The organism is Pontibacter qinzhouensis (assembly GCF_008017455.1).
Lineage (GTDB): Bacteria > Bacteroidota > Bacteroidia > Cytophagales > Hymenobacteraceae > Pontibacter > Pontibacter qinzhouensis.
The window spans coordinates 16936-39337 of sequence record NZ_VRTY01000045.1; the positions used below are offsets into that span (position 1 = coordinate 16936).

Annotated in this window: 17 protein-coding genes and 1 riboswitch; of the genes, 10 read left to right on the forward strand and 7 right to left on the reverse strand. The window is 47.5% G+C overall.

The annotated features are described in order from the left end of the window. Positions 1-65: 65 nt before the first annotated feature. The 6 genes from FVR03_RS12885 to FVR03_RS12910 form a co-directional block, all read right to left on the reverse strand. Positions 66-2396, reverse strand: a complete 2331-nt coding sequence (locus tag FVR03_RS12885) for a peptidylprolyl isomerase (protein ID WP_255474208.1) — start codon at positions 2394-2396, stop codon at positions 66-68. Positions 2397-2533: 137 nt separating this feature from the next. Then, complete coding sequence (locus FVR03_RS12890) at positions 2534-2944, reverse strand: ATP-binding protein (RefSeq protein WP_147922164.1); 411 nt, start codon at positions 2942-2944, stop codon at positions 2534-2536. Continuing rightward, positions 2937-3275, reverse strand: coding sequence for an STAS domain-containing protein (locus FVR03_RS12895; protein ID WP_147922165.1), 339 nt, complete (start codon positions 3273-3275; stop codon positions 2937-2939). Before FVR03_RS12895 ends, FVR03_RS12890 begins: the two co-directional genes overlap by 8 nt. A gap of 19 nt (positions 3276-3294) precedes the next feature. Then, positions 3295-5358 carry a GAF domain-containing SpoIIE family protein phosphatase gene (locus FVR03_RS12900; protein WP_147922166.1) on the reverse strand — a complete coding sequence of 688 codons (2064 nt, stop codon included), beginning with the start codon at positions 5356-5358 and terminating at the stop codon, positions 3295-3297. A 624-nt stretch (positions 5359-5982) separates the two neighbouring features. Then, positions 5983-7452, reverse strand: coding sequence for an IMP dehydrogenase (gene guaB / locus FVR03_RS12905; RefSeq protein WP_147922167.1), 1470 nt, complete (start codon positions 7450-7452; stop codon positions 5983-5985). A gap of 317 nt (positions 7453-7769) precedes the next feature. Continuing rightward, positions 7770-8087 (reverse strand): rhodanese-like domain-containing protein, encoded by a 318-nt coding sequence (locus tag FVR03_RS12910; protein ID WP_147922168.1) that lies wholly within the window; start codon positions 8085-8087, stop codon positions 7770-7772. Positions 8088-8200: 113 nt separating this feature from the next. Here FVR03_RS12910 and pnuC point away from each other — a divergent pair, with 113 nt between their 5' ends. From pnuC to queG, 8 genes are all read left to right on the forward strand, one after another. After that, positions 8201-8893, forward strand: coding sequence for a nicotinamide riboside transporter PnuC (gene pnuC, locus FVR03_RS12915; protein ID WP_147922169.1), 693 nt, complete (start codon positions 8201-8203; stop codon positions 8891-8893). Between the two features lie 390 nt (positions 8894-9283). Further along, positions 9284-9460 (forward strand): hypothetical protein, encoded by a 177-nt coding sequence (locus FVR03_RS24420; RefSeq protein WP_187270157.1) that lies wholly within the window; start codon positions 9284-9286, stop codon positions 9458-9460. Between the two features lie 501 nt (positions 9461-9961). Further along, the gene (locus FVR03_RS12920) at positions 9962-10486 is read left to right on the forward strand and encodes an AAA family ATPase (RefSeq protein WP_147922170.1); all 525 of its coding nucleotides are present in this window, start codon (positions 9962-9964) and stop codon (positions 10484-10486) included. Positions 10487-10534: 48 nt separating this feature from the next. Next, positions 10535-11410 (forward strand): aldose 1-epimerase family protein, encoded by an 876-nt coding sequence (locus FVR03_RS12925; protein WP_147922171.1) that lies wholly within the window; start codon positions 10535-10537, stop codon positions 11408-11410. Between the two features lie 766 nt (positions 11411-12176). Further along, positions 12177-12274, forward strand: a riboswitch (TPP riboswitch). A gap of 60 nt (positions 12275-12334) precedes the next feature. Next, positions 12335-14779 (forward strand): TonB-dependent receptor, encoded by a 2445-nt coding sequence (locus tag FVR03_RS12935; protein WP_147922173.1) that lies wholly within the window; start codon positions 12335-12337, stop codon positions 14777-14779. 163 nt (positions 14780-14942) lie between these two features. Further along, positions 14943-16121 carry an acyl-CoA dehydrogenase family protein gene (locus FVR03_RS12940; RefSeq protein ID WP_147922174.1) on the forward strand — a complete coding sequence of 393 codons (1179 nt, stop codon included), beginning with the start codon at positions 14943-14945 and terminating at the stop codon, positions 16119-16121. A 183-nt stretch (positions 16122-16304) separates the two neighbouring features. Next, the gene (gene ruvB, locus FVR03_RS12945) at positions 16305-17351 is read left to right on the forward strand and encodes a Holliday junction branch migration DNA helicase RuvB (RefSeq protein WP_147922175.1); all 1047 of its coding nucleotides are present in this window, start codon (positions 16305-16307) and stop codon (positions 17349-17351) included. Positions 17352-18246: 895 nt separating this feature from the next. Next, entirely contained in the window at positions 18247-19188 is a 942-nt protein-coding gene (gene queG, locus FVR03_RS12950; RefSeq protein ID WP_147922176.1) for a tRNA epoxyqueuosine(34) reductase QueG, read from the forward strand. Here queG and FVR03_RS12955 read toward each other — a convergent pair. Beyond that, a complete protein-coding gene (locus FVR03_RS12955; protein ID WP_147922177.1) occupies positions 19185-19376 on the reverse strand; it encodes a hypothetical protein in 192 nt (63 codons plus the stop codon). The two genes, queG and FVR03_RS12955, sit on opposite strands and share 4 nt — an antisense overlap. 480 nt (positions 19377-19856) lie before the next feature. Here FVR03_RS12955 and FVR03_RS12960 point away from each other — a divergent pair, with 480 nt between their 5' ends. Together FVR03_RS12960 and aroC are read left to right on the forward strand one after the other, a co-directional pair. Further along, a complete protein-coding gene (locus tag FVR03_RS12960; RefSeq protein WP_147922178.1) occupies positions 19857-21299 on the forward strand; it encodes a BatD family protein in 1443 nt (480 codons plus the stop codon). 6 nt (positions 21300-21305) lie between these two features. Then, positions 21306-22388, forward strand: a complete 1083-nt coding sequence (gene aroC / locus FVR03_RS12965; RefSeq protein ID WP_147922179.1) for a chorismate synthase — start codon at positions 21306-21308, stop codon at positions 22386-22388. Positions 22389-22402 lie beyond the last annotated feature (14 nt).

Here is a 22402-nt window from a genome sequence, read left to right on the forward strand (position 1 = left end):
GCAATGCGCTTCTAAAGTAAACGCAAATTTAACTTCTTTATTCTATGTTAAGAAAAAACAGGAGCTTATTGCGAAATAAGCTTGCCTACCTCTGCCTGGTTGACAGATACCGGGTATTTTTCGCGGAGTTGTTTAATCCACTCCTGTTCCAGATGGTTTTGGTAATCAGACGTTACCACACCTCTTACTTCGCTTAATTGTTTTGGCTCCGGTGCCAGTATGTTAGAAATTATGATGAGGTACTCACGACCGTTTTGCTGAACTGTGTAAGTGCCTTTTTCCCATTTCACCTGGTCAAGTGCTTTGTTCTCGCCCTTCTGAAACTTCTTCTCTGTTATCTGTACACTCAGCGGGTTTTCTTTGTTCATATTCTCAGCCAGCACATTCAGGTCAGAAGAATAAAGTACAAAAGATGCCCTTCTGTTACGACGACGGCCGGTTTCGGTATTATCTGGGCCAGCTTGTTTTGTTTTGCCGAGCGCCTGCATTGTTACTTGTGCGGCAGCAACGCCTTTTTGCACCAGGTATGCCTGCACGGCTTGGGCGCGTTTCTGAGCCAGATCTTTACTGGCAGCATCTTCGCGAGCATCTGCGTGTCCCTGTATGGTTAAGGTCAGGCGAGGGTTGTTCTGCAGGCGGTTTGCCAGTTCATCGAGAGGTGCAGTGGCTTCTTTTGTAAGTTCTGCTTTATTTGTTGCAAACAGCACATCGGCTGGCTTAGTGCTAACCTCGTACTTGCGTGTAGCAAGCTGTTGTTGCACTTTGGCCAATACGTCTTTGCTGGCTGCGCTTATAACAGTAGCATCGGCTCGCTGGCCCCACTGGTATTTCTCTCTGTTCTGCTCAAAATATGCTTTCAGACCGGTTGTGTCTTCTACAGCCTTAGACCAAACCTTTTCGTCCATCAACTGGAACAGCAAAATACCATCGTGGTACTCCTGCACGAGCATGCGGTAGTCGGTGTGTTTATTTTCTAGGTTCGCCTTCTCAAAATCCAGCAGGCTTTTGTTTACAAAGGCATCGTAGAGCAGGTTCATGTGGTGCGCCGCAGATCCTTTTGTACGGGGGCGTTGCTCTGCTTTTACATAGGTATAGAAGTCGGAGGTGGTGTATGGTTTGCCTTGTATGGAGAACAATGGGGTATTGTTGGCTTTGTCGGCAGCGTCAAAGTCCCAGGTGGCTTGCAGCAGGTTGTCGTTGGCTTTGCTGAGCGCCTGGCTTTTTGCGGCAGCGTCTTCTGTAAAGTTATTCTCGGTTTTAATGCGCTTCAGAAAAGCTGCTTTGTTTAGCTCAGAACGGGAGTCTTTAGCTACTCTGTTACGGAGCGACTGCTCCATTTCTTCGTAAGGTGGCAGCCCTTTTTTCTCGATCATTTTAATAATGTGCCAGCCATACGGTGTGGCTACAGGTGGGGCAATTTCTCCTTCTTTTTTCAGTTTAAAAGCAACATCTTCAAAAGCAGGAATCATGCGGCCGGTGCCGAACCAGGGCAGCTCGCCACCATTTGCTGCTGAGTTGGCATCTTCTGAGAACTCGGCTACCAGTTTGTCCCAGTTCTCGTTGCGCTGCACGCGTTTGTAAATGGCATCTACGCGTTGTTTGGCAGCAAGCGAATCGGCTTTAGGCATGCCGGGCGTAGAACGTACCATAATATGAGCAACTTTTACTTCGCCTTGCGCCGGACGCACATCGTTCACTTTAATAATGTGGTAACCAAAGCGGGTACGCACCGGCTGCGAAATCTGGCCCGGAGCTGTTTTGTAAGCAGCATCCTCGAAGGGGTATACCATTTGCATGGCTGTAAAGTAACCCAGGTTACCTCCGTTTTCTGCTGCCGATGGGTCTTGTGAGTTTTCTCTGGCTAATTTGCTGAAGTCTTCGCCAGCGGCGGCTCGTTTGTGGAGCTCCATAATCTGGTTAAAGGCAGCCAGCGTGTCTTGCGGGTCTGCATCCTGCGACACGGTAAGTAGTATATGAGAGGCGTTTACTTCTTTCTTAAGGCGCTCATAGGCTTCCTGTACCAGGTTGTCTGTAACGCTTTTTTCGGTCAGGTAAGGTTGTGCCAGCTGCTCCTTGTATCCTTCCAGTTCCCTTTTAAACGACATGGTGGTATCGAGCCCACGGCTCTCTGCCTCCATTACCTTCAGCTTAAAGTTAGTGTAAAGTTCCAGGTACTCGCTTATACTTTCTTTGCTATAAGCATCGTCGTTGCCGTTGTTGTTTTTATCGTACACATACCTGAACTCCGAAGCGTAGATGGGCTGGGCGCCAAGAGTTGCAATAACAGGTTCTTTGGTGTCGGTCTTCTTAGATGCGGTACAACCGGCTAAAAGCAGGGCTGCCACCGCAACAAGTAAGGAATTGCTGCGCATAGAAAGATTTAATACAAACTTCAAAGTTAATTCCGGATTCAGGAAATGCAATTTTAGTTAATTTTTCTGACAGATGGGCTATAATCTGTCAGCATAATCTTCTTGCACCTGAATTTGTTCCGGATAACGCCGAAAGGTTTGTAAAAGTGTGGCTGGCAGTACTATTTAATTTTTTTGTAGAGCAGGCAGGTGTTTTTGTCGCCCATGCTTTTGAACTCCACTTTGTCCATGATACGGTTTACGAGGGCCAGCCCTACGCCGCCCTTTTTCCCTACCCGAACGTGTTCCTGAAGATCAGGTTCTTTGTACTCTGCGCGTTTAAAAGCCATGCCTCTGTCGGTGATCTCGAACCGAACTATACCTCTCTGCTCCGATATAGCAAGAGAGATGTGTTTGGTAGGGTCTTCGTGGTTGGAATGAATGATCAGGTTGGCGCATATTTCATCAACGGCCAGCACGATCTGGTTCATCTGGATATCTGTTAGCTGTAGCGTAAGCAGATGTTCCATGACGAAATCACGGATAAGCTTCAGGTTTTTTTTAGAGCAGTTTACGCGAATCGAGTTATTCATCTGCAATGGTCATTGCTTCCTCGTAATTAGAGACGATGGTCATGAGAAGGTCAAGGCCCAGTATCTCAAACACATTACGCACTTTGTCCTGCATGTTAAAGAAAATAAGTTTTATCTGAGCATCTTCGAATCGCTGCAGGTGCGAAATAAACACGCCCAAACCAGCAGAAGAAATGTAATGCAGGTTCTCGCAATTAACCAGAATCTTGCTGAACTTCATGATTTCGGGGTTAGAGAGCTCCTCGTCTAAAATAACAGAAGAGCTGGCATCTAATTCACCATCGAGGGTGATGATAATGGTGGAGTCTTTGATTTCGTTTGTAATTTTCATCGCATTCTGTACGTCTCAGTTAAACTGTTTGTTGGTCAGCCTTAAACTTAATTACAAGTAAGGTCTGGTCGTCATATATCGTATTAGGACCTGTAAAGGTTTGTAAATCGTTGATGATGGCAAATTTAATGTCTTCGGCCTCCAGGTGGTAACACTGCTCCAGCATGTAACGCAGCCGTTCTTCGCCGTACTCCTCGTTACTGTTTTCGGCTCGTGCTTCTACAATGCCATCGGTGTAAATCACCATCACATCGCTGGGGTTATAGTCGTAAAACATTTCCCGGATGTGGTTTTTGTAGCTCTGGTCACGAATTATGCCAAGACCCAGGCCGTCTGTCTGGAAATAAAACGTATCCTGCATCATGGCATTGTAATAGAGCGTGTGGCAATGGCCGGCACGTGCAAACACAAAGCCTTTCATGCGGTAATCTATTATGTAGAGCGACGAAGTAATAAAGGATGTTCGCTCCAGGCATCGGCTCAGGGCGCTGTTGGCTTGCCGCATAAACTCGCTCGGTGCCATATCCTGTTGCATCAGGCCATGAAAAATTCCTTTCATCTGGGCCATATGAAAAGCCGCTGTAATGCCTTTGCCAGATACGTCGCCAATAATAATGGCAATTCTGGATTCGCTTAGCTGCAGGAAGTCGTAAAAGTCGCCTCCAACCTCTTTGGCGGCGATGGCATGCGTGCTTATTTCAAACCAACTGTCGCTCGGAAACGTCTTCGGTATCAGATTTTCCTGTACGGTACTGGCTATTTTAAGTTCCTCCTTGTAGCGCTCATTTTGTAGCGATTCTGCCACCAGGCGCAGGTTCTCGATGGTCAGGGTTGTCTGGTTGGTAAAGGTTTGCAGCACATTCACGGTCTCCCGGTCAAAGCCGTTCTCGATATCTTTGAGCAGGTACAGCACGCCAAACTGGTGCTTCAGCGATTTAATTGGCAATATGACCAGCGACTGCCAGGGCAGTTCCAGCTCCTTAAAACCTGGGTTGCGGTCGAGGTTGTTGTTAATATGATCGGTATCGTACTTAAAGGCCAGCAACAAGTGCCTGATGCGCTCTATCTGCTCTTTGGTAATGTTGAGCATGTGCGAAATCTGCTTTTCGGTACCCTTGTCGAGCTCGAGCCAGCCAGCGCTGGCAGCAGAGGCTTTTACGGTGCTGTCGAATACGGTGTCGTATACCTGCTGTTCACTTTGCCCCTGCTGTATCGACTGGCTTAGCCGCTGAAAGTTAAGCAGGTCTTCGCTTTTTTGCTCGAATACACTGGAGGTTGGCAGACTGAAGAGTGACACCAAGAAGGCAGCCAGCCCATAGAGCCCGACAAACAGCATGGCCAGCAGCAGAAACCCTACATGGGTATAGTCGGTAGCCAGTTGGGTGTTGCTTTTGAATTCGTAAAAGAACCACAGAAAAATATAGCAGCTCAGCAGAATAGCCCCCAGCAGTACCAGCGCCCTGCTCTTTTTGTTGAAGTTAAGATAAGCTACCCATTTCAGGTTGGTGCACAGAAACAGGATGTAGAACGCCAGCAAGGCGAGCAGTGGCAGAAAAATGTAGCTTGTATAATCGAAATTGAGCAGCGTGAGCAGGAGCGTGCCAAAGAGGAGGAGCTCAAACCAGTCCCAGGCAATTTGCAGAAATTTGTTTTTATGGTAGAGCAGTAACTGGCGCCAGATGTAAAAGCCTTTACCCAGAAAAACTACGAGCAAACCGAAAAAAGTGTGGTACACCAGGTGCAGCAGCACCGGAGATGTTATCTGAATAAAATCAGTAGAAAGAACATAGGCGATGTAAATGGCAAGGGCGATGTAGGCACCTATGGCTGCTTTCAGAAAGAAATGCCAGAGGTATCCTAAAAAATCAGTTTTCCGGAGGTTTAGCACACTGTTGCGCTGCGCCAGAAAAACAGAGACAATAAAAATAACCAGCAAAATATTGTGGATGTACGGCAACATAGGCTCCGAGAGCTCTTGTTGTTGCAGACTTTCGGCTGTAAGCAGCAAATTTGCCAATAGCAATGCCCAACTGATAACAGCCGTGGTAATTAGCAAATAGGTTGTGTTAATTTTTGTTAGCATAAAACGGAAAACCGTGTTTTGTTTTAGCTGCGACCGAATTTGGGTATTAGAGCATGTTTAACATGTAGTCTCTTGCGCTGCAAGGTGTTTATATCTGAACCTGCGTCTAAGCTTTTTTCGCCTGTAGCATTGCCACGACACTCAAAACTATTTCGCCAGAACCCTTACTAAACAATATGCGCTTGCAAAAACGAACTGTAAACAAGCTCTCAGAAGACTTAGAATCCGGGAAAGGTAAGAAAAATTTTCTCTCTTTAGCCAAGGTGTCAGAACGACTTTTTTTATAACACCTTGCATAACGTATTTTTGTGGCAGAGGTTGGAGCATGTTTGCGTTTTCTGCTTTAGCCGACATTTGCCTGAAAAACGCCGGTTTCAGGCTCGGTAATAGCAAAACAGACGAGTACAGTGGCCAGGGACAAATATATCTACCATTGTAATTTTCAGTTCACTTTATATGACCTGATGTCTTAAAAATGGTTTTGTCTTCCTGCTGCTGTAAAAATAAAACTGCCTGTTATAACAAAATAACCATGTAATTGGCAGTTTGTGTATAACAGGCAGCTTGAAAAATATTAGTGGTTATGCGCACCTTTATGTTTAAGGCTTGCAGTCGCTGAACCTATTAGCGGCTGTAGTTAGGTGCCTCACGCATAATCTGAACATCGTGCGGATGGCTTTCGCGCAGACCTGCTCCGGTTATTTTTACCATTTTGGCCTTTTGCAGCTCCTCTATAGAAGCCGTGCCGCAATAGCCCATACCAGCTTTTAAACCGCCAACCAACTGGTAAAGTACCTCGGCCACATGTCCTTTAAAAGGAACCTGGCCAACAATGCCTTCCGGTACCAGCTTTTTAACGTCTACTTCGCTGCTCTGGAAATAACGGTCTTTCGAGCCTTCTTCCATGGCTTCTACAGAGCCCATGCCGCGGTAGGTTTTAAACTTACGGCCTTCATAAATAATCATCTCGCCTGGTGCCTCTTCTGTGCCTGCCAGTAAAGATCCGATCATAATGGAACTGGCTCCTCCTGCCAGTGCCTTTACCACATCGCCTGAAAACTTAATGCCACCATCAGCAATAACCGGTACATCTGTTCCTTCCAGGCCCCTTACTGCCTCCATTACGGCCGAAAGTTGCGGTACACCAATTCCGGCAATAACGCGGGTGGTACAGATACTGCCTGGGCCAACACCAACTTTTACAGCATCGGCTCCGGCATCGGCCAGGGCTTTGGCTCCTTCGGCTGTGGCTACGTTGCCGGCAATCAGTTCCAGGTCGGGAAACTGTGTTTTAATTTCACGCACTTTATCCAGCACGCCTTTCGAGTGTCCGTGTGCCGTGTCGATACTGATAACGTCTACTCCGGCATCGGCCAGGGCTTTGATGCGGTCCATTACGTCGGGGGTTACACCCACGGCTGCACCTACACGCAAACGGCCAAATTCATCTTTGCAGGCAAAGGGGCGGTCTTTCTTCTTCAGAATGTCTTTGTAGGTTATCAGGCCCACCAGTTTGCCGCTATCATCTACAACAGGTAACTTTTCAATTTTGTATTGCTGCAGAATATCTTCGGCTTTGGCCAGGTCGGTGCCTTTTTCGGCGGTTACCAGGTTCTCGCTGGTCATGATGGCGGCAACAGGCTGGGTCAGGTCTTTCTCGAAGCGCAGGTCGCGGTTCGTGATAATGCCGGTCAGTCTGCCTTCTGCATCCACAATCGGAATACCACCGATCTTGTTCTCGTTCATAATGCGCACGGCATCGCCGAGGGTAGCGGTTTGCTCCAGCGTTATCGGGTCCAGAATCATGCCGCTTTCGGAGCGCTTTACTTTGCGCACCTGGGCTGCCTGTTTCTTAATAGACATGTTTTTGTGTATGAAACCAATGCCGCCTTCCTGCGCCATGGCTATAGCCAGATCCGCTTCTGTAACCGTGTCCATGGCGGCCGAAAGGAGCGGAATGTTTATCCTGATGTTGCGCGTCAGGCGGGTAGAAGTGTCAGTATCTTTGGGGAGCACCTCGGAGTAAGCCGGGAGCAAAAGCACGTCATCGTAGGTAAGTGCTTCGAATAGAATTTTAGACTGATCAGAGATCATGGCAAATAATTTAGGGGTCCTTATTTGCCGCGTAAAACTACAAAATATTTTTCAGCTTAAAAAGAATTTCTGCAAGTTAGTAGATTTAAATATTATAAAGCCGACGATTTGTTAGCCTGAGGTATGGTGTTTTGAATGATTGAATGAGTGGATGAATGGATGAGTGAATGAATCGATTCTGGTATATCTGCACCCTTGGGCCTTTTTAGGGGGAAAAGCTTTTGGAGGCCGTTTTCATTCGAATAATTTGCTTTGTAGCCTAAGACGCTGCGAGGTTATGCGGGTATTATTAACTTTCTAACTTTAAATTTTCTACCTTAGTAAACTTTCATATCCGGGTCTATTTCGGTGGCCCAGGCGTGTATGCCGCCTTTCAGGTTTAGGAGGTTTTCGTAGCCGAAGCGCTGGCTCAGGTAGTTAATGGCTTGCGCACTCCGGAAGCCGTGGTGGCAGATAACGACCACCGGCACATCCTGCCTGATGCGGTTAACCTGCTTTGGCAACTCTCCGAGCGGAATCAGGTCGCCGCCCAGGTTGCATATCTGAAATTCTGATAGCTCGCGCACATCCACCAGTTGCAGCTTGCCCTGGTGCGCCATTCTTGCCTTCAGCTCCTGTACCGTAATTTCGTTCATAGGTGGTTCGCTTAACAATCCGGATTATTACAGGATGTAATTTTGTCCCTTAAAATCAGATTCGCAAACTTAGCACCCGATATTCTTGTTTCTCCAGCTCATTCTTTCTTTTAATGGATTTTACGATACTTCCTTTTTTAACGGCAGGTGCTCCTGCAGCTACAGGCTTGGCAGAGGTGTGGCAGCAGTTTGTGGCAGGTCTGCAGCACACCACGCCGCTGGAGTACCTAGCCGTAGTAGCAGGCATCGCCAGTGTGTGGTTCTCGAAGCAGGAAAACATCTGGGTGTTTCCGGTTGGCCTGGTTAGTACACTAATCTATGTGTACCTGAGCTTTAAGTTTGATCTTATCGGGGAGGCCAGTGTTAATATTTATTACTCGGTACTGAGTGTATATGGCTGGATTTTATGGGCCAGAAAAAACAAAGCCGACGAGCATGTGCTGCATATTACGTTTGCCACCAAAAAGCAGTGGCTCCAGCAGCTCGGTTTTTTTGCCATGCTCTACGGCCTTATCTACTTCAGCCTGGTTTATTTACGCGATGCCTTTTACCCGGGCGTTATTCCGTGGGCCGATGCGCTGGCTAGTGCCACTGCCTACACAGGCATGTGGCTTATGGCAAAGAAAAAGGTCGAAAGCTGGTACTGGTGGATCGGGACCAATATTGCCTCTGTGCCATTGTACTTTGTGAAGGGGCTGGTGTTTACATCGGTTTTTTATGTCGTGCTGCTGCTCATGGCTTTTGCCGGACTGGCCGCCTGGAAAAGGAAAGCTGTTAGGCCGGCAGCAGGTGTTGTTGCTGCCTGAAAATAATTTAGAAATCTTCTTATTCTCCTGTCTTTGAGTTATTTGGTTTTGTTATACCGGTTTAAAGTGAGGCAGCAGTGGCTGTAGCTGCCCTAGAAAGAAGTGAGAGATGGAGCTTGCTTGTATATTTCTGACTTTTAAGTAATTACGATTTTTTATGCCTGCCTTTTGCGGTAAATAAATGTTCCAATTGCCTGTTTTAGCTGTTTTAGGAGAGCCGGGCAAGAAAAAAAGATTTTAAGTTCCTGTAATTGAGTAACCAGAATTTATTATATTCAGGAAAGTCAATCCCTGGAGCGGCAGCTTACGTACATGTGGTATAAGCTCAACAAAGAGAGATTCTTTTAGAACTCGCGTTACAACTTGTGGAACCCCTAAACATGCAAAAAAATGAAGCAGCGGAAATTAGAATTACCCGAAGAGTTGAAGTATGTGAACCGGCTAAAGTGGGGCTACGAATCGCCCGACGAAAGCCCGAAGAGAGTGTATTTTAGGCAGTATGGCGATAAAAGGCCAAAAGAATTAAACGTTTATAATTTCTATGGATACAGTTTTTCCGAAAATTAATTTTTACTCCCGCATTGGTACAAGAGCTGTAAGTCTGCTATAGATTTACAGCTCTTGTAGTTTACAAGCCGCTGCTACATCATTTTAATTAAAAATTAGAAATAGGGAGTACCAAGGCGATTGCCAGCTGAATAAGCAGCTTTACTTATGTAGAAATAAACCTGGCTGTAGCAGTCTTAAGTTTATCTGCTTTGCCCAGACGCTCGCAGGAGCTGCGCACGCTGCGAGGACTTTGCTGTTAACTTTTCAAGTAACCAGGTAACAAATAAACTATCAGCAATCAGCAATCAAATTATTCGAATGAAAATGGCCTTCAGAAGGAAATCCGTTACAAAAGCGCCAAGGGGCTGCATAAACTGTTTTACTTGAGTTTACTAAGCCAAACCTTTTACAACCTGCTTCGGCTGCAACCTCCTTTTGCTCCAAAGTGCTGCAGTGGCAGAACTTTGTTTACCTTTACCTGCTGCTACTTTTACTTTCCAGCTTAAACACTGCCACGGCATGCTCAGAATTTCAGTAACCGGCCCCGAGTCTACAGGCAAATCTACCATCTCCGAAAAACTCGCGCAGCATTACCGTACCGTTTGGGTGCCAGAGTATGCCCGCTCCTACATCAGCAGCCTGAACCGACCTTATACACTGGCCGATATAGAAGCCATAGCCGAAGGGCAACTGGCGCAGGAAGCGAGGCTGGAGCAGCACGCCAACAATTTGCTTTTTGCTGATACCGACCTGCTGGTGCTGAAAATCTGGAGTGAAAACGCATTTGGCCACTGCCCCCCCTGGATTCAGGAGAAACTGGAGCAGCAACCATACAACCTTTACCTGCTCATGGGCGTTGATTTGCCCTGGGAACCAGATCCGCAACGGGAGCACCCGCACCTGCGCCAGTACTTCTACAACCTCTACAAAAAAGAGCTGCAGCAGTTGCAGATGCCTTTTGTAGAGATAAGCGGGTTGCAGGAAGAGCGGTTTCTGATGGCCCGAAAACACGTAGATAAACTAATTAAAAACAACAGGAACTGAAGCTGATCACCATACCCGGTTTTGTTTCAGCGTCTTAAACCTCAACATATGTTACATTTTATTCAGAACGATACCTTTAAAGTTGGCGTCGATAGCAAAGGCGCCGAACTTAACCATTTTGTAAAGCTCGATGAGCAGCTGGAGCTGATCTGGCAGGGCGACCCGGCTTTCTGGGCGGGTCGCGCGCCCAACCTTTTCCCCATTGTAGGTGAGTTGCCAAACCAGCAGTACGAGGCCAAAGGCCAGACTTTCCACATGAAACGCCACGGTTTTGCGCGCCAAAGCGAGTTTGAGCTGGTAGAGGAGCACCAGGATAAACTGGTATTTGAGCTGAAGCAGAACGAGGCCACGCTGGCGCAGTACCCTTACAAGTTCAGCCTCCTGATCGCCTATAAACTAACCGGCAACAAGCTCGACATTACTTACTTTGTTCGTAACGACGATAGCGAGGCACTGTATTTCTCTATCGGGGGGCATCCGGCCTTTAATGTGCCGCTGTACCCGCAGGAGCAGTACACCGACTACTTTATAGAATTTGAGCAGGAGGAAACCCTGAGCCGCTACCTGCTAAACGAGCAGGGGCTACTGAGCGGCGACACCGAGCGCGTGCTGGAGCAGGAGCGGGTGCTACCGCTGCACCACGACCTGTTCCGGAAAGATGCCCTGGTGTTTAAGAACACAAAGTCGCAGCGGCTGCAACTGGCCAGCCACACCAATCCGCTCCGACTGGAGCTCACCTTCGAGGGCTTTCCGTTCCTGGGCATCTGGGCAAAACCCAACAATGCTCCATTTGTGTGCCTGGAGCCCTGGTGCGGTGTAGCCAGCAGCGAAGGCGATACCGGCAAGCTCGAAGAGAAAGAAGGCATAGAGCATATTGCCCCCAAGCAAGCCTTCGAAAGAACCTTCAGCATAGAAGTGCTGTAGCAACCCTTGGCCCTTTTTGGCTTAAAACCCTTTGGAAGGGCTTTTTCATTGGAATAATTTATTTGTTGATTGCTAGTTGCTGATTGTTTAATTGTTAAATGGCTAAATTGTTAGATGGTTCATTGAAAAGTTAACAGCAAAGACCTCGCATCGTACGCAGCTCCTGCGAGTGTGTGGGCAAAGCAGATGAAAAGCGAATAAGCCTTATATCTATAATCTAACATCTAAAATCTAGTATCTAAAAAAAGAATCCCCGGTTGATGCTGATCAGCCGGGGATTTAAGTTTGTAGTCACTGCAACGAAGGTTCCGGAAACTTAGGAACTTTGATTCTTCGGAGGTCATATTCAGGTTCAAAATCATTTATAGGTAATGATATGCCTGGTGGGAGGTCAAGATCTGGTAAGTCATCGCCAATTGGTTCGCCCCCATCATCGTCGTTATCAGTAGATGGCGGCACGTCGAATTTTTTGTGTGGCGAGAATGCATAATACGCCAGTATTGATAGCAAGGCAAACGTATAAAGTAGACTGATCATCATCACATTTCAACTTAAAAAATAAAAAAAATCTTAAACCGACACGTGTAGCCTCACACTCCTAAGAAGCTGAGGGCTAAGTGTCTGTTTATGATTTAGAACGTACTTTTAGGGTAAGTGGTTTTTATCTTTACTTAAAAAAAACAGCTGCTGCCCCCTTGCTATAGTCATAGTTCCGGTATTTACAGCTTCAGCACCTTTGCTTTAGCCAGAATTAGGAAGTACTTTTGCAGCAGTTTAGGGGTGCCTTTTAAAATACGGGCTGAGATTATACCCATTGAACCTGATCCGGGTAATGCCGGCGAAGGGAAAACGGATAAAAACTAAAGAGCAGGAGGCTACCCCCTGGCCGACCTGAGTGTTTTACCTATTGCTTTTTACAACCCCATGAAGTACTTTCTTGTTGCGATGGCTGTTATGCTATTGCCATTGCAGTTGCTGGCCCAGGTTAAACTGAGCGGGCACATTACTAACGCTACCCAGGGCGAAGCCTTGCCCGGTGCCACCGTACTGTTAAAAGAAGCCAGCGGCACAGCCACCACCACCGACCAGAACGGCTACTACGAATTCAGCAATCTGCCAGCAGGCACAACGTATACGGTGCAGGTTACTTTTCTGGGCTTCGATGCAGCGGAGCGGCAGGTAAACCTATCGGGTAGTCGCCGCCTCGACATCAGGCTAAACCCCAAGAGCGTACGTACCTCCGAAGTAGTGGTAACCGCTACCCGTGCCACCGAAAAAACCGGCACCACCTACACCAACGTGAGCAAAGAAGAAATTGCAGAGCGTAATTTCGGGCAGGACATTCCGTACCTCCTCGACCAGACACCCTCGGTAGTGGTTAATTCAGATGCAGGGGCAGGAGTGGGTTATACCGGTATCCGGATTCGCGGCTCCGACATTACCCGCATCAACGTAACCGTAAACGGCATTCCGATAAACGATGCCGAGAGCCATGGCGCTTTTTTTGTGAACATGCCCGATCTGGGCACCTCGGTGCAGGATATACAGGTGCAACGCGGCGTAGGCACTTCAACTAACGGCGCAGCAGCTTTTGGGGCGAGCATCAACATGAGTACGTTGGGCCTGAACCGTGAGGCTTACGCAGAAGCACTAAACACCTACGGCTCTTATAACACCTGGCGCCACAGCCTCTCGTTCGGCTCCGGCCTCCTGAACGATAAGTTTACAGTAGATGCCCGCCTTTCTAAAATAAGTTCGGATGGGTATGTAGACCGGGCTTTCTCCGACCTGAAATCGTACTACCTGGCGGCAGGCTACCACGGCAAAACCAGCACCCTGAAGTTTGTGACATTCTCTGGGGTAGAGCAGACCTACCAGGCCTGGAACGGCGTGCCGGAGGAGATACTGGCAACCAACCGCACCTACAACTCCCTCAGCTACGACAACGAAACCGACAATTACCAACAGGACCACTACCAACTGCACTACTCCAAAACCTTTGGCAGCAACTTCGACTTTGGCGGTGCGCTGCACTTTACGCGGGGCAAAGGTTACTACGAGCAATACCGCACCAACCGCCGGTTGTCTAACTACAATATTGCGCCGGTTATTATTGGCGACACCACCATTAGCCGATCGGACCTGATACAGCGCAAATGGCTCGATAATAACTTTTACGGCGCCACCTATGCCTTTAACTATTACTCCACCGACCGCAGATTAGTAACAACTTTGGGAGGAGGAGTAAACAAATATGATGGTGATCATTTTGGCGAAGTGATATGGGCGCAGTATGCCTCTACCAGTGGCATCAGGCACCGCTATTACGATAACAATGCCGTTAAGACAGATTTCAACATCTACACAAAGGCCACTTACCAACTGAGCCAGAAGCTGGGGCTGTTCGGCGACCTGCAGTACCGCACCATCGGCTACAGTGTTGAGGGCCTCGATGATGACAGGCGCGACGTAACCCAGGAAGCAGATTTCGCTTTCTTCAACCCTAAAGCAGGTGTAACCTATGCCCTCACCGACAACCAAACGTTCTATACCTCGCTTGCAGTTGGTAACCGCGAGCCGGTACGCTCCGACTTTACAGACCAATCGGATGAAGACAGAGAGCGTGGCATCAGGCCGCAGGCTGAGCGCATGGTAAACCTGGAAGCCGGTTACCGCTTGCGTGGCGCTACTGGCGGAGTAACGGAATCTACACCAGGTACGCGCTACACCTTAGATGCCAATGTGTATTATATGGATTACCAGAACCAACTGGTGCTGACCGGGCAGCTGAACGATGTGGGTAACGGTCTCAGAACGAACATAAAAGACAGCTACAGGGCCGGTATTGAACTGGCAGGAGCTTTGAGCTTAAACGATTTTGTGGAGTTCCGCAGTAACCTGACCCTGAGCCGCAACAAGATCCGCAACTACACCGAAACTGTCTATATCTACGACGAAGACTATAATGTAGAAGGCATTGTGGAAAATGAGTATGAAGAAACGGATATATCGTTCTCTCCGGCCGTTATTTCTGCGCACAGCATTGAAGTGCAGCCGGTGCGTGGCCTGAAAGCAGCCTTGCTCTATAAAACCGTTAGCAGGCAGTACCTCGATAACACCTCCAGCAACGACCGCAGCATAAACGGCTACCAGGTGCTGGACCTGCGCCTGCGCTACACAGTTAAGCCACAGTTTATGCGCGAAGTGGAGCTGGCCCTGCTGGTAAACAACCTGCTCAGCAAAAAGTACGAAGCAAATGGCTACACCTGGAGCGAGATGTATGCCGGCGACCCAGGCCGTTACGACTACAACCACTACTACCCACAGGCCACCCGCAATTTCCTGCTCTCGCTGGGCCTGAAGTTTTAAAGCAGATAACCTTTGCAGAAGAGCCTCATCAATTTGTTGGTGGGGCTTTTTTTATGGATTTTTTGTCTGAATTCTTAACTTGTTGCTATTGCTGATTAGCTTTTTTACGTACTGTTCTAGAGGAAGAAACAACAATCAACAAGTAACAACCAGCAACAAAAATATGGCCTACGAATCTGCAGGAGCACCCGACTATTTTAACATAGATGATTTACTGACTGAGGAACACAAGCTCATCCGGCAGACCATGCGCGACTTTGTGAAACATGAAATATCTCCGAACATAGAGCAGTGGGCGCAGGAAGCACATTTCCCTTCAGAAATTGTAAAGAAGTTTGGCGATGTAGGCGCGTTCGGGCCTACCATTCCGGAAGAATACGGCGGTGGTGGCCTGGACTACATCAGCTATGGGCTAATTATGCAGGAGATTGAACGTGGCGACTCAGGCATGCGCTCCACTGCCTCGGTGCAGGGCTCGCTGGTGATGTACCCGATCTATGCCTATGGCTCGGAGGAGCAGCGCAAAAAGTTTTTGCCTAAACTGGCCAGTGGCGAGTGGCTGGGCTGCTTTGGCCTCACCGAGCCCGACTTTGGCTCGAACCCGGGTGGCATGAAGACTAACATAAAAGACATGGGTGACCATTACCTGCTCAACGGCTCAAAAATGTGGATATCTAATTCACCAGAGTGCCAGATGGCGGTGGTATGGGCCAAAAACGACGAAGGCCGCATAAAAGGTCTGCTTGTGGAGCGTGGCATGGAAGGTTTCTCAACACCCGAAATCCACAATAAATGGAGTCTGCGCGCCAGCTGCACCGGCGAACTGGTGTTCGATAACGTAAAGGTGCCGAAAGAGAACGTGTTTCCGAATATAGAAGGCTTACGCGGCCCACTCGGCTGCCTCGACTCTGCCCGCTACGGCATTGCCTGGGGAGCCATAGGAGCTGCCATAGATTGCTACGAATCGGCCAGAAAGTATGCGCTGGAGCGGGTACAGTTCGATAAACCGATTGCCAGCTTTCAGCTCATCCAGAAAAAGCTGGCCGAAATGCTCACCGAAATTACCAAGGCACAATTGCTGGCCTGGCGATTAGGCACGCTCAAAAACGAAGGGAAAGCCACGACGCAGCAAATATCGATGGCCAAGCGCAACAACGTAGATATGGCCCTGCAGGTGGCCCGTGAGGCAAGGCAGATACATGGTGGCATGGGCATTACCGGCGAGTACCCGATTATGCGCCACATGATGAACCTCGAATCGGTTATTACCTACGAAGGCACCCACGACATACATCTGCTCATTACCGGAGCCGATATTACAGGTATTCAAGCATTTAAGTAATATCTGGCTGAATCAGGATTTAACAAAATATTATATTTGCTAATTTTATTAGATAAATGGGTGAAATGTATAAAATTATTAGCAAAATTAGTTAAATTCGTACTCAGAAATGGAGCAAAAGCAGGGGCAAAACTGTTACCTTTAAGTACAGCTACTGCTGCTTAAACAGGATTATAGAATACCATGAGAGAAGATTATATCACTGGTGAAAAAGAAAGCCTAACGCCAGCTGAACGTGATATAGATAAAGCGCTTCGCCCGCTCAGTTTCCACGATTTTACAGGTCAGGCTAAAATTGTGGAAAACCTGAAGATATTTGTGCAGGCAGCGCGGCGCAGAGGAGAAGCACTGGACCACGTGCTGCTGCACGGACCTCCGGGCCTGGGTAAAACCACCTTATCGCACATTATCGCCTCAGAGCTGGATGCTAACATTAAAATGACTTCGGGCCCAGTGCTCGATAAGCCAAGCGACCTGGCAGGCTTGCTCACGAACCTGGAGCAGAACGATGTACTGTTTATAGACGAGATACACCGCCTCAACCCGATTGTGGAAGAGTACCTGTATTCGGCAATGGAAGACTATAAGATCGACATTATGCTCGATTCTGGTCCTAATGCCCGCTCTGTTCAGATAAGCCTGAACCCCTTTACGCTTATTGGCGCCACCACGCGCTCTGGCTTGCTTACGGCACCTTTACGCGCCCGTTTCAGCATTAACTCCAGGCTGGAGTACTACGATGCCGAACTGCTTACTACCATCGTGAAACGATCTTCAGCCTTGCTCGGAGCACCTATACATGCCGATGCCGCTTTTGAGATTGCGCGCCGTAGCCGGGGCACGCCCCGGATTGCCAACAACCTGCTCCGCCGCACCCGCGATTTTGCCCAGGTGAAAGGCGATGGCACCATAACCGTAGACATTGCCAAGTTTGCCCTCAACGCGCTGGACGTAGACCATAACGGCCTCGACGAAATGGACAACCGCATTCTGCTTACTATTATCGATAAATACAAAGGTGGCCCGGTAGGTATTTCTACCATTGCAACAGCTTGTGGCGAAGAAGCTGAAACAATTGAGGAAGTTTACGAACCCTTCCTGATTCAGGAGGGTTATATAAAAAGAACAGCTCGCGGCCGCGAAACCACTGAACTTGCGTATAAGCATTTAGGTAAAATTCCGCCGCAGCAGGTAACGGGCGGAAGCCTTTTTAGTCAACCAGAAGTTTAAGTAAACTGTTTGTAATAAGTGTTAAGAAGCAGGCTTTGTGGCCTGCTTTTTTATTTTGAGTAAGCTGCTGAAGTTCCTGTTCTAATGGAAAATGGTGGAGTCATCAGAAAACTACTCTGCAGCTTTGAGTTTAAACAAGTAACTTATAAGAGGTAACCCTTGGCATAAAAATGACCATATTCCTTTTGAAGGGCTTTTTCATTGGAAAAATAGCTGATTGTACGGTAGCCGACAAATATTCATTTCTACTTGTACCACCTCCACTTTTTGTCATCCTGTAAGGATCTTGTGGGCGAGATGCAAAAGCACTGGCTACTGGCGGTTTAATTAAAGTTTGCATAGTAGCTGTTTCAGCTTTAATAGCAGCGATAGGTTATTTTATTGCCTAAGTCTTTGTTCTTTTTGTTTTGATACAAAAAGAACCAAAAAATCAAGACTCGCCAAATCGAGGGCCCCTGCACCCCCACTCGCTGAATGTTTCCCCAACAGTGCCGGCTCATTCTGTGCACCTGGCAAAGGTGATTGTGCTGTAGCTTGCCGCTGCAAAACATTAGTAAAGGTTAGCTTTCGGTGAAATTATTCTAATGATTTTGGCTTTCCGGAGGACTTTTGATACTAAATAGTCAAGGGCTACCTCAGTCATACATCCAGAATCTATCAGAAACAACCATTTATCAATTGAACCATTTAGCCATTTAACAATCAGCAACAAGTCAAATTATTCCAATGAAAATGGTCTTCCAAAGGGTTTTGACACTTTATTGGCTAAAGGGTAGTTGACAGTAATAGGGTGAGAAGAATGGTGCTGCAGCAGCCAGCAAAGAACAAACGTGCAAACGGATTTATTTTAGCGTAGTTTTGTTCTTACATGTAGCTACCCCTAAAATCCTCAAGATTGACGAAAGACCAACATACATACCTTATAAAGCAAAAGGCGCAGGAACTGGGATTCATGTATTGTGGCGTTTCGAAGGCGGAGTTTCTGGAAGAGGAGGCTCCCCGGCTGGAGCGATGGCTGAACCAGAACATGCACGGGCAGATGCGCTATATGGAGAACCACTTCGATAAACGCCTGGACCCGCGTCTGCTCGTAGATGGTGCCAAATCGGTGGTGTCGTTGCTGCTCAATTATTTTCCTGAAGAAAAGCAGCAGGAAGAGGACAATTACAAAATATCGAAATATGCCTATGGCACCGATTACCACTTTGTAATCAAAGACAAACTAAAGGAACTGCTGCACTTCATCAACGACGAAATAGGAGAGGTGGGCGGCCGTTGCTTCGTAGATTCTGCCCCGGTTATGGACAAAGCCTGGGCAAAGAAAAGCGGCCTGGGCTGGGTAGGCAAAAACAGCAACCTGATTACCCCACAGGTCGGCAGTTTCTATTTTATAGCCGAACTGATCATAGACCTGGAGCTTACGTATGACGGGCCTATTAAAGATTATTGCGGCTCGTGCACCCGATGTTTGGATGCCTGCCCCACTGATGCCATTATAGCGCCCTATGTAGTAGATGGCAGTAAGTGCATTTCGTATTTCACCATAGAACTGAAAGACCAACTGCCACAGGAAATGAACGGGAAATTCGGGAACTGGGTGTTTGGCTGCGATATTTGCCAGGATGTGTGCCCCTGGAACAGGTTCAGCAAGCCTCACCAGGAAGCAGCTTTTGCGCCGCATCCGGACCTGCAGCACCTGAAAAAAGCAGATTGGCAGGAGCTGACGCATGAAGTGTTTTCGCAGCTATTCAGGAAGTCCGCCATAAAAAGAGCAGGCTATAATGGCCTGCTCCGGAATATTAAATTTGTACAAGGTACGACCAAAGAGGAGAACTAAACTTTAGCTTTAGAGAACACACGGTTCAGGATGCGTAAGTACATGCCTGAGAACTTGTCATAACACCATTGTTTCAATTGTTTTATCTCCTCTACTACTAGAACTTTGAAAGCTTTTCTAAGCTCCTTCTCAAACAGCGCCTTATCGAAACTTACTTTCAATAAGATGGTTTTTACGTATTCTAACATTTCTTTGTAGATGTATGATATATGGATTCTATTAACAAATACGTGTTTTTACTTAAAAAGTATGGTAAGTCACAAGACTAATTAGTAAGTGTAAAGGTATAAAAAATTGTATATAAGCTCAAGGAAAACTAACTAATATTTGTAAGTATCATGCTTACAGCTTGTTACTGATGTGGTTACGAATTGAGCAATAGGTGCAGCAAGCAGTTAATGAAAATCAAAAAAAATATTCAATTTGCTTTACACAATTTAAGGCGATAGTTAAACGTTTTAGCCTGTCTGCCTGCTCTTTCAGTGTGCCTCCATACTAGTCCTGGAGCTTGTTTTTAGTGGTTTCCTGCTTTTATCCTTTACACCAAGCGGCAGAACCAGTTCTGAGTTGCAGTAAACAGAGTTTCCGGCTTTGGGAGTACAATAATCTGTTATCTTTGCTGTTCCTGTGTTTACTAACCACGGCTTATTCAGGTCCACAAATAGCATATGCGATTTTTAGTTGTCTTTGCTTTCTTTTTTTTCGCGTGCGTAGGTTTTGCTGCGGCGCAGCAGGTGAGCATAGAGCTTGGCAAAAGTAAGCTGCCTATAAATCAGTATTTTACTATCTCAGTGAAGCTGCAGGATCAGGAGCTGAAAGATATCTCAGCCTTTCCTGACATAGAAGGATTTAAGAAAAGCACGAAGTTCTCATCTACCAAAACAATTATAGTAGGTGGTAAAACCACTGTCATTTTAACTATTACGCAGAATTACGCAGCTTTTGAGGAAGGCGAATTTGAGCTGAAACCATTTGCCATGAAAGTGAACGGGCAAACAGAGCAAGCCAAAGGAACACTTATACAGGTGTTGCCTATGGCAGCAGGTGGCCCACAAAGTCCTGCTCCACCCGACCTGGCTACAACCGATGCAGAAGCCGATGAAGATATAGCAGCAGAACAGGAATTTGTGGACATGGAAGACAATGCCTTTCTGACGCTCTACACTAGCAAAAAAGAAATATTTGTGGGAGAAGGAGTGGGCGTGGTGCTTTATTTTTACCTGGCAAATGAAGACCAGCGCCTGCTCGATTTCCACGACTTTGCCAGCCAGCTAACGGGCATCCTGAAACAGCTGAAACAGCCAAACGTGTGGGAAGAGACTTTTGAGATAGGAGAAATTACGCCGGAGCAGGTTACTATTTCAGATAAGCCGTTTCTGCGGTTTAAGCTTTACGAAGCAGTTTTGTACCCGCTCACCAAGGAGCCGCTCGTTTTTCCGGCGCTATTCCTGAAAATGATTAAATACAAGGTGGCCAAAAACCCAAACCTGCTTACCGACGACAGGTTAGAAGGCTACAAAACGTTTAGAGCCCGCGAACGCAACATATTGGTAAAGGAACTGCCGCCACACCCCCTGCGCGATGTAGTGCCGGTTGGGAGCTATACTCTACACGAGAGTATCTCAAAAAGCAACCTGGCAGTTAACAAAAGCCTGAAGTACCAGTTCGAAATTGAAGGAGAAGGCAACCTGACGGCTATTATGCCTCCTGTACCTGCCGCCATAGATGGTTTGGAGTTTTACCCTTCTGACTTGAACCAGAGTATAACCAGGCGCGATGGCCGCATAACAGGCATCAAAACCTTTATTTACCCGGCAGTAGCGCGGCAACCCGGCTATTACAGCCTGAGCGATGCCTTTGAGTGGGTGTTTTTTAACCCCGAAACGGCTGCCTACGATACGCTAAGGCCGCAAATGATTGTGCGCATAACCGGCGAAAGCGACAGCGACGATCTGATTTTGTCAAGAAATTTGGGCGCTTTTTATAATATCATTGAGAATGAAGAAAATACTTTGGTAAGTTTACATTATGTAGACAAAATTAAGCGCTACACTAATATTGTGTTGCTGGTACTACTGGTTGTATCGGCAGTTGTATTTTTTAAGAAATAAGGAATAATGAGCAATTCTTACGGTAAGCTTTTCCGGATAACGACTTTCGGAGAATCGCATGGCGCCGCAGTAGGAGTAATTGTTGACGGCTGCCCTGCTGGTATCGACATTACCCCCGAAGAGATCCAGCATGCCCTGGATCGCCGCCGCCCTGGCCAGTCAAACATCACCACACCCCGCAAAGAAGAAGATAAGGTAACCATACTGTCCGGTATTTTCGAGGGCAAAACACAGGGTACACCTATTGCCATGGTTGTTAACAACAAAGACCAGGCAAGCCACGACTACTCTCACATTGAGCATGCCTTCCGGCCTTCGCACGCCGATTATACCTACACCGCCAAATACGGCACCCGCGATTACCGGGGCGGTGGCCGCAGCTCTGCCCGCGAAACTGTGGCACGTGTGGCGGCAGGTGCTCTGGCTGCTAAAATGCTGCAGCACTATGGCATTACGGTAGCCGCTTATGTATCGCAGGTGGGGAACATAAAGATGCAGCAGGAGTATACAGAACTGGACCTGAACCTGATAGACTCTAACATTGTGCGTTGCCCGGATAGCAGCACCGCTTCCGAAATGATTAAGCTGATTGAAGATGCCCGCGACAGCCTCGACACCATTGGTGGGGTGGTGAGTTGTGTTATAAAAGGAGTGCCTGCCGGCCTGGGTGAACCTGTGTTTGATAAGCTACACGCAGAACTCGGAAAAGCCATGCTCAGCATAAATGCCGTAAAAGGTTTTGAGTACGGAAGTGGTTTTGAAGGCGTTAAAATGAGAGGCTCTGAGCACAACGACCAGTTTTATACCGATGAGGCTGGTAGCGTGCGCACCAAAACCAACCGCTCTGGCGGCATACAAGGTGGCATCTCTAACGGGCAGGATATCTACTTTAACGTGGCCTTTAAGCCGGTAGCTACCATTCTGCAGCCGCAGCAAACCATTAACGACGAAGGCCAGGAGATAACTCTGAAAGGCAAAGGCCGCCACGACCCATGTGTGTTGCCAAGAGCCGTACCTATTGTAGATGCCATGGCTGCCCTGGTTATAGCTGATTTCCTGATGCGCCAGAAGGCCAACAAGCTTGCTTAAAGCCCGCTGATTTC

Excerpts from the sequence above, each read along its gene's own strand:
- FVR03_RS12890 (WP_147922164.1), bottom strand. The coding sequence starts at position 2,944 with ATGAATAACTCGATTCGCGTAAACTGCTCTAAAAAAAACCTGAAGCTT.
- FVR03_RS12895 (WP_147922165.1), bottom strand. The coding sequence starts at position 3,275 with ATGAAAATTACAAACGAAATCAAAGACTCCACCATTATCATCACCCTC.
- FVR03_RS12900 (WP_147922166.1), bottom strand. The coding sequence starts at position 5,358 with ATGCTAACAAAAATTAACACAACCTATTTGCTAATTACCACGGCTGTT.
- guaB (WP_147922167.1), bottom strand. The coding sequence starts at position 7,452 with ATGATCTCTGATCAGTCTAAAATTCTATTCGAAGCACTTACCTACGAT.
- FVR03_RS12910 (WP_147922168.1), bottom strand. The coding sequence starts at position 8,087 with ATGAACGAAATTACGGTACAGGAGCTGAAGGCAAGAATGGCGCACCAG.
- pnuC (WP_147922169.1), top strand. The coding sequence starts at position 8,201 with ATGGATTTTACGATACTTCCTTTTTTAACGGCAGGTGCTCCTGCAGCT.
- FVR03_RS24420 (WP_187270157.1), top strand. The coding sequence starts at position 9,284 with ATGAAGCAGCGGAAATTAGAATTACCCGAAGAGTTGAAGTATGTGAAC.
- FVR03_RS12920 (WP_147922170.1), top strand. The coding sequence starts at position 9,962 with ATGCTCAGAATTTCAGTAACCGGCCCCGAGTCTACAGGCAAATCTACC.
- FVR03_RS12925 (WP_147922171.1), top strand. The coding sequence starts at position 10,535 with ATGTTACATTTTATTCAGAACGATACCTTTAAAGTTGGCGTCGATAGC.
- FVR03_RS12935 (WP_147922173.1), top strand. The coding sequence starts at position 12,335 with ATGAAGTACTTTCTTGTTGCGATGGCTGTTATGCTATTGCCATTGCAG.
- FVR03_RS12940 (WP_147922174.1), top strand. The coding sequence starts at position 14,943 with ATGGCCTACGAATCTGCAGGAGCACCCGACTATTTTAACATAGATGAT.
- ruvB (WP_147922175.1), top strand. The coding sequence starts at position 16,305 with ATGAGAGAAGATTATATCACTGGTGAAAAAGAAAGCCTAACGCCAGCT.
- FVR03_RS12955 (WP_147922177.1), bottom strand. The coding sequence starts at position 19,376 with ATGTTAGAATACGTAAAAACCATCTTATTGAAAGTAAGTTTCGATAAG.
- FVR03_RS12960 (WP_147922178.1), top strand. The coding sequence starts at position 19,857 with ATGCGATTTTTAGTTGTCTTTGCTTTCTTTTTTTTCGCGTGCGTAGGT.
- aroC (WP_147922179.1), top strand. The coding sequence starts at position 21,306 with ATGAGCAATTCTTACGGTAAGCTTTTCCGGATAACGACTTTCGGAGAA.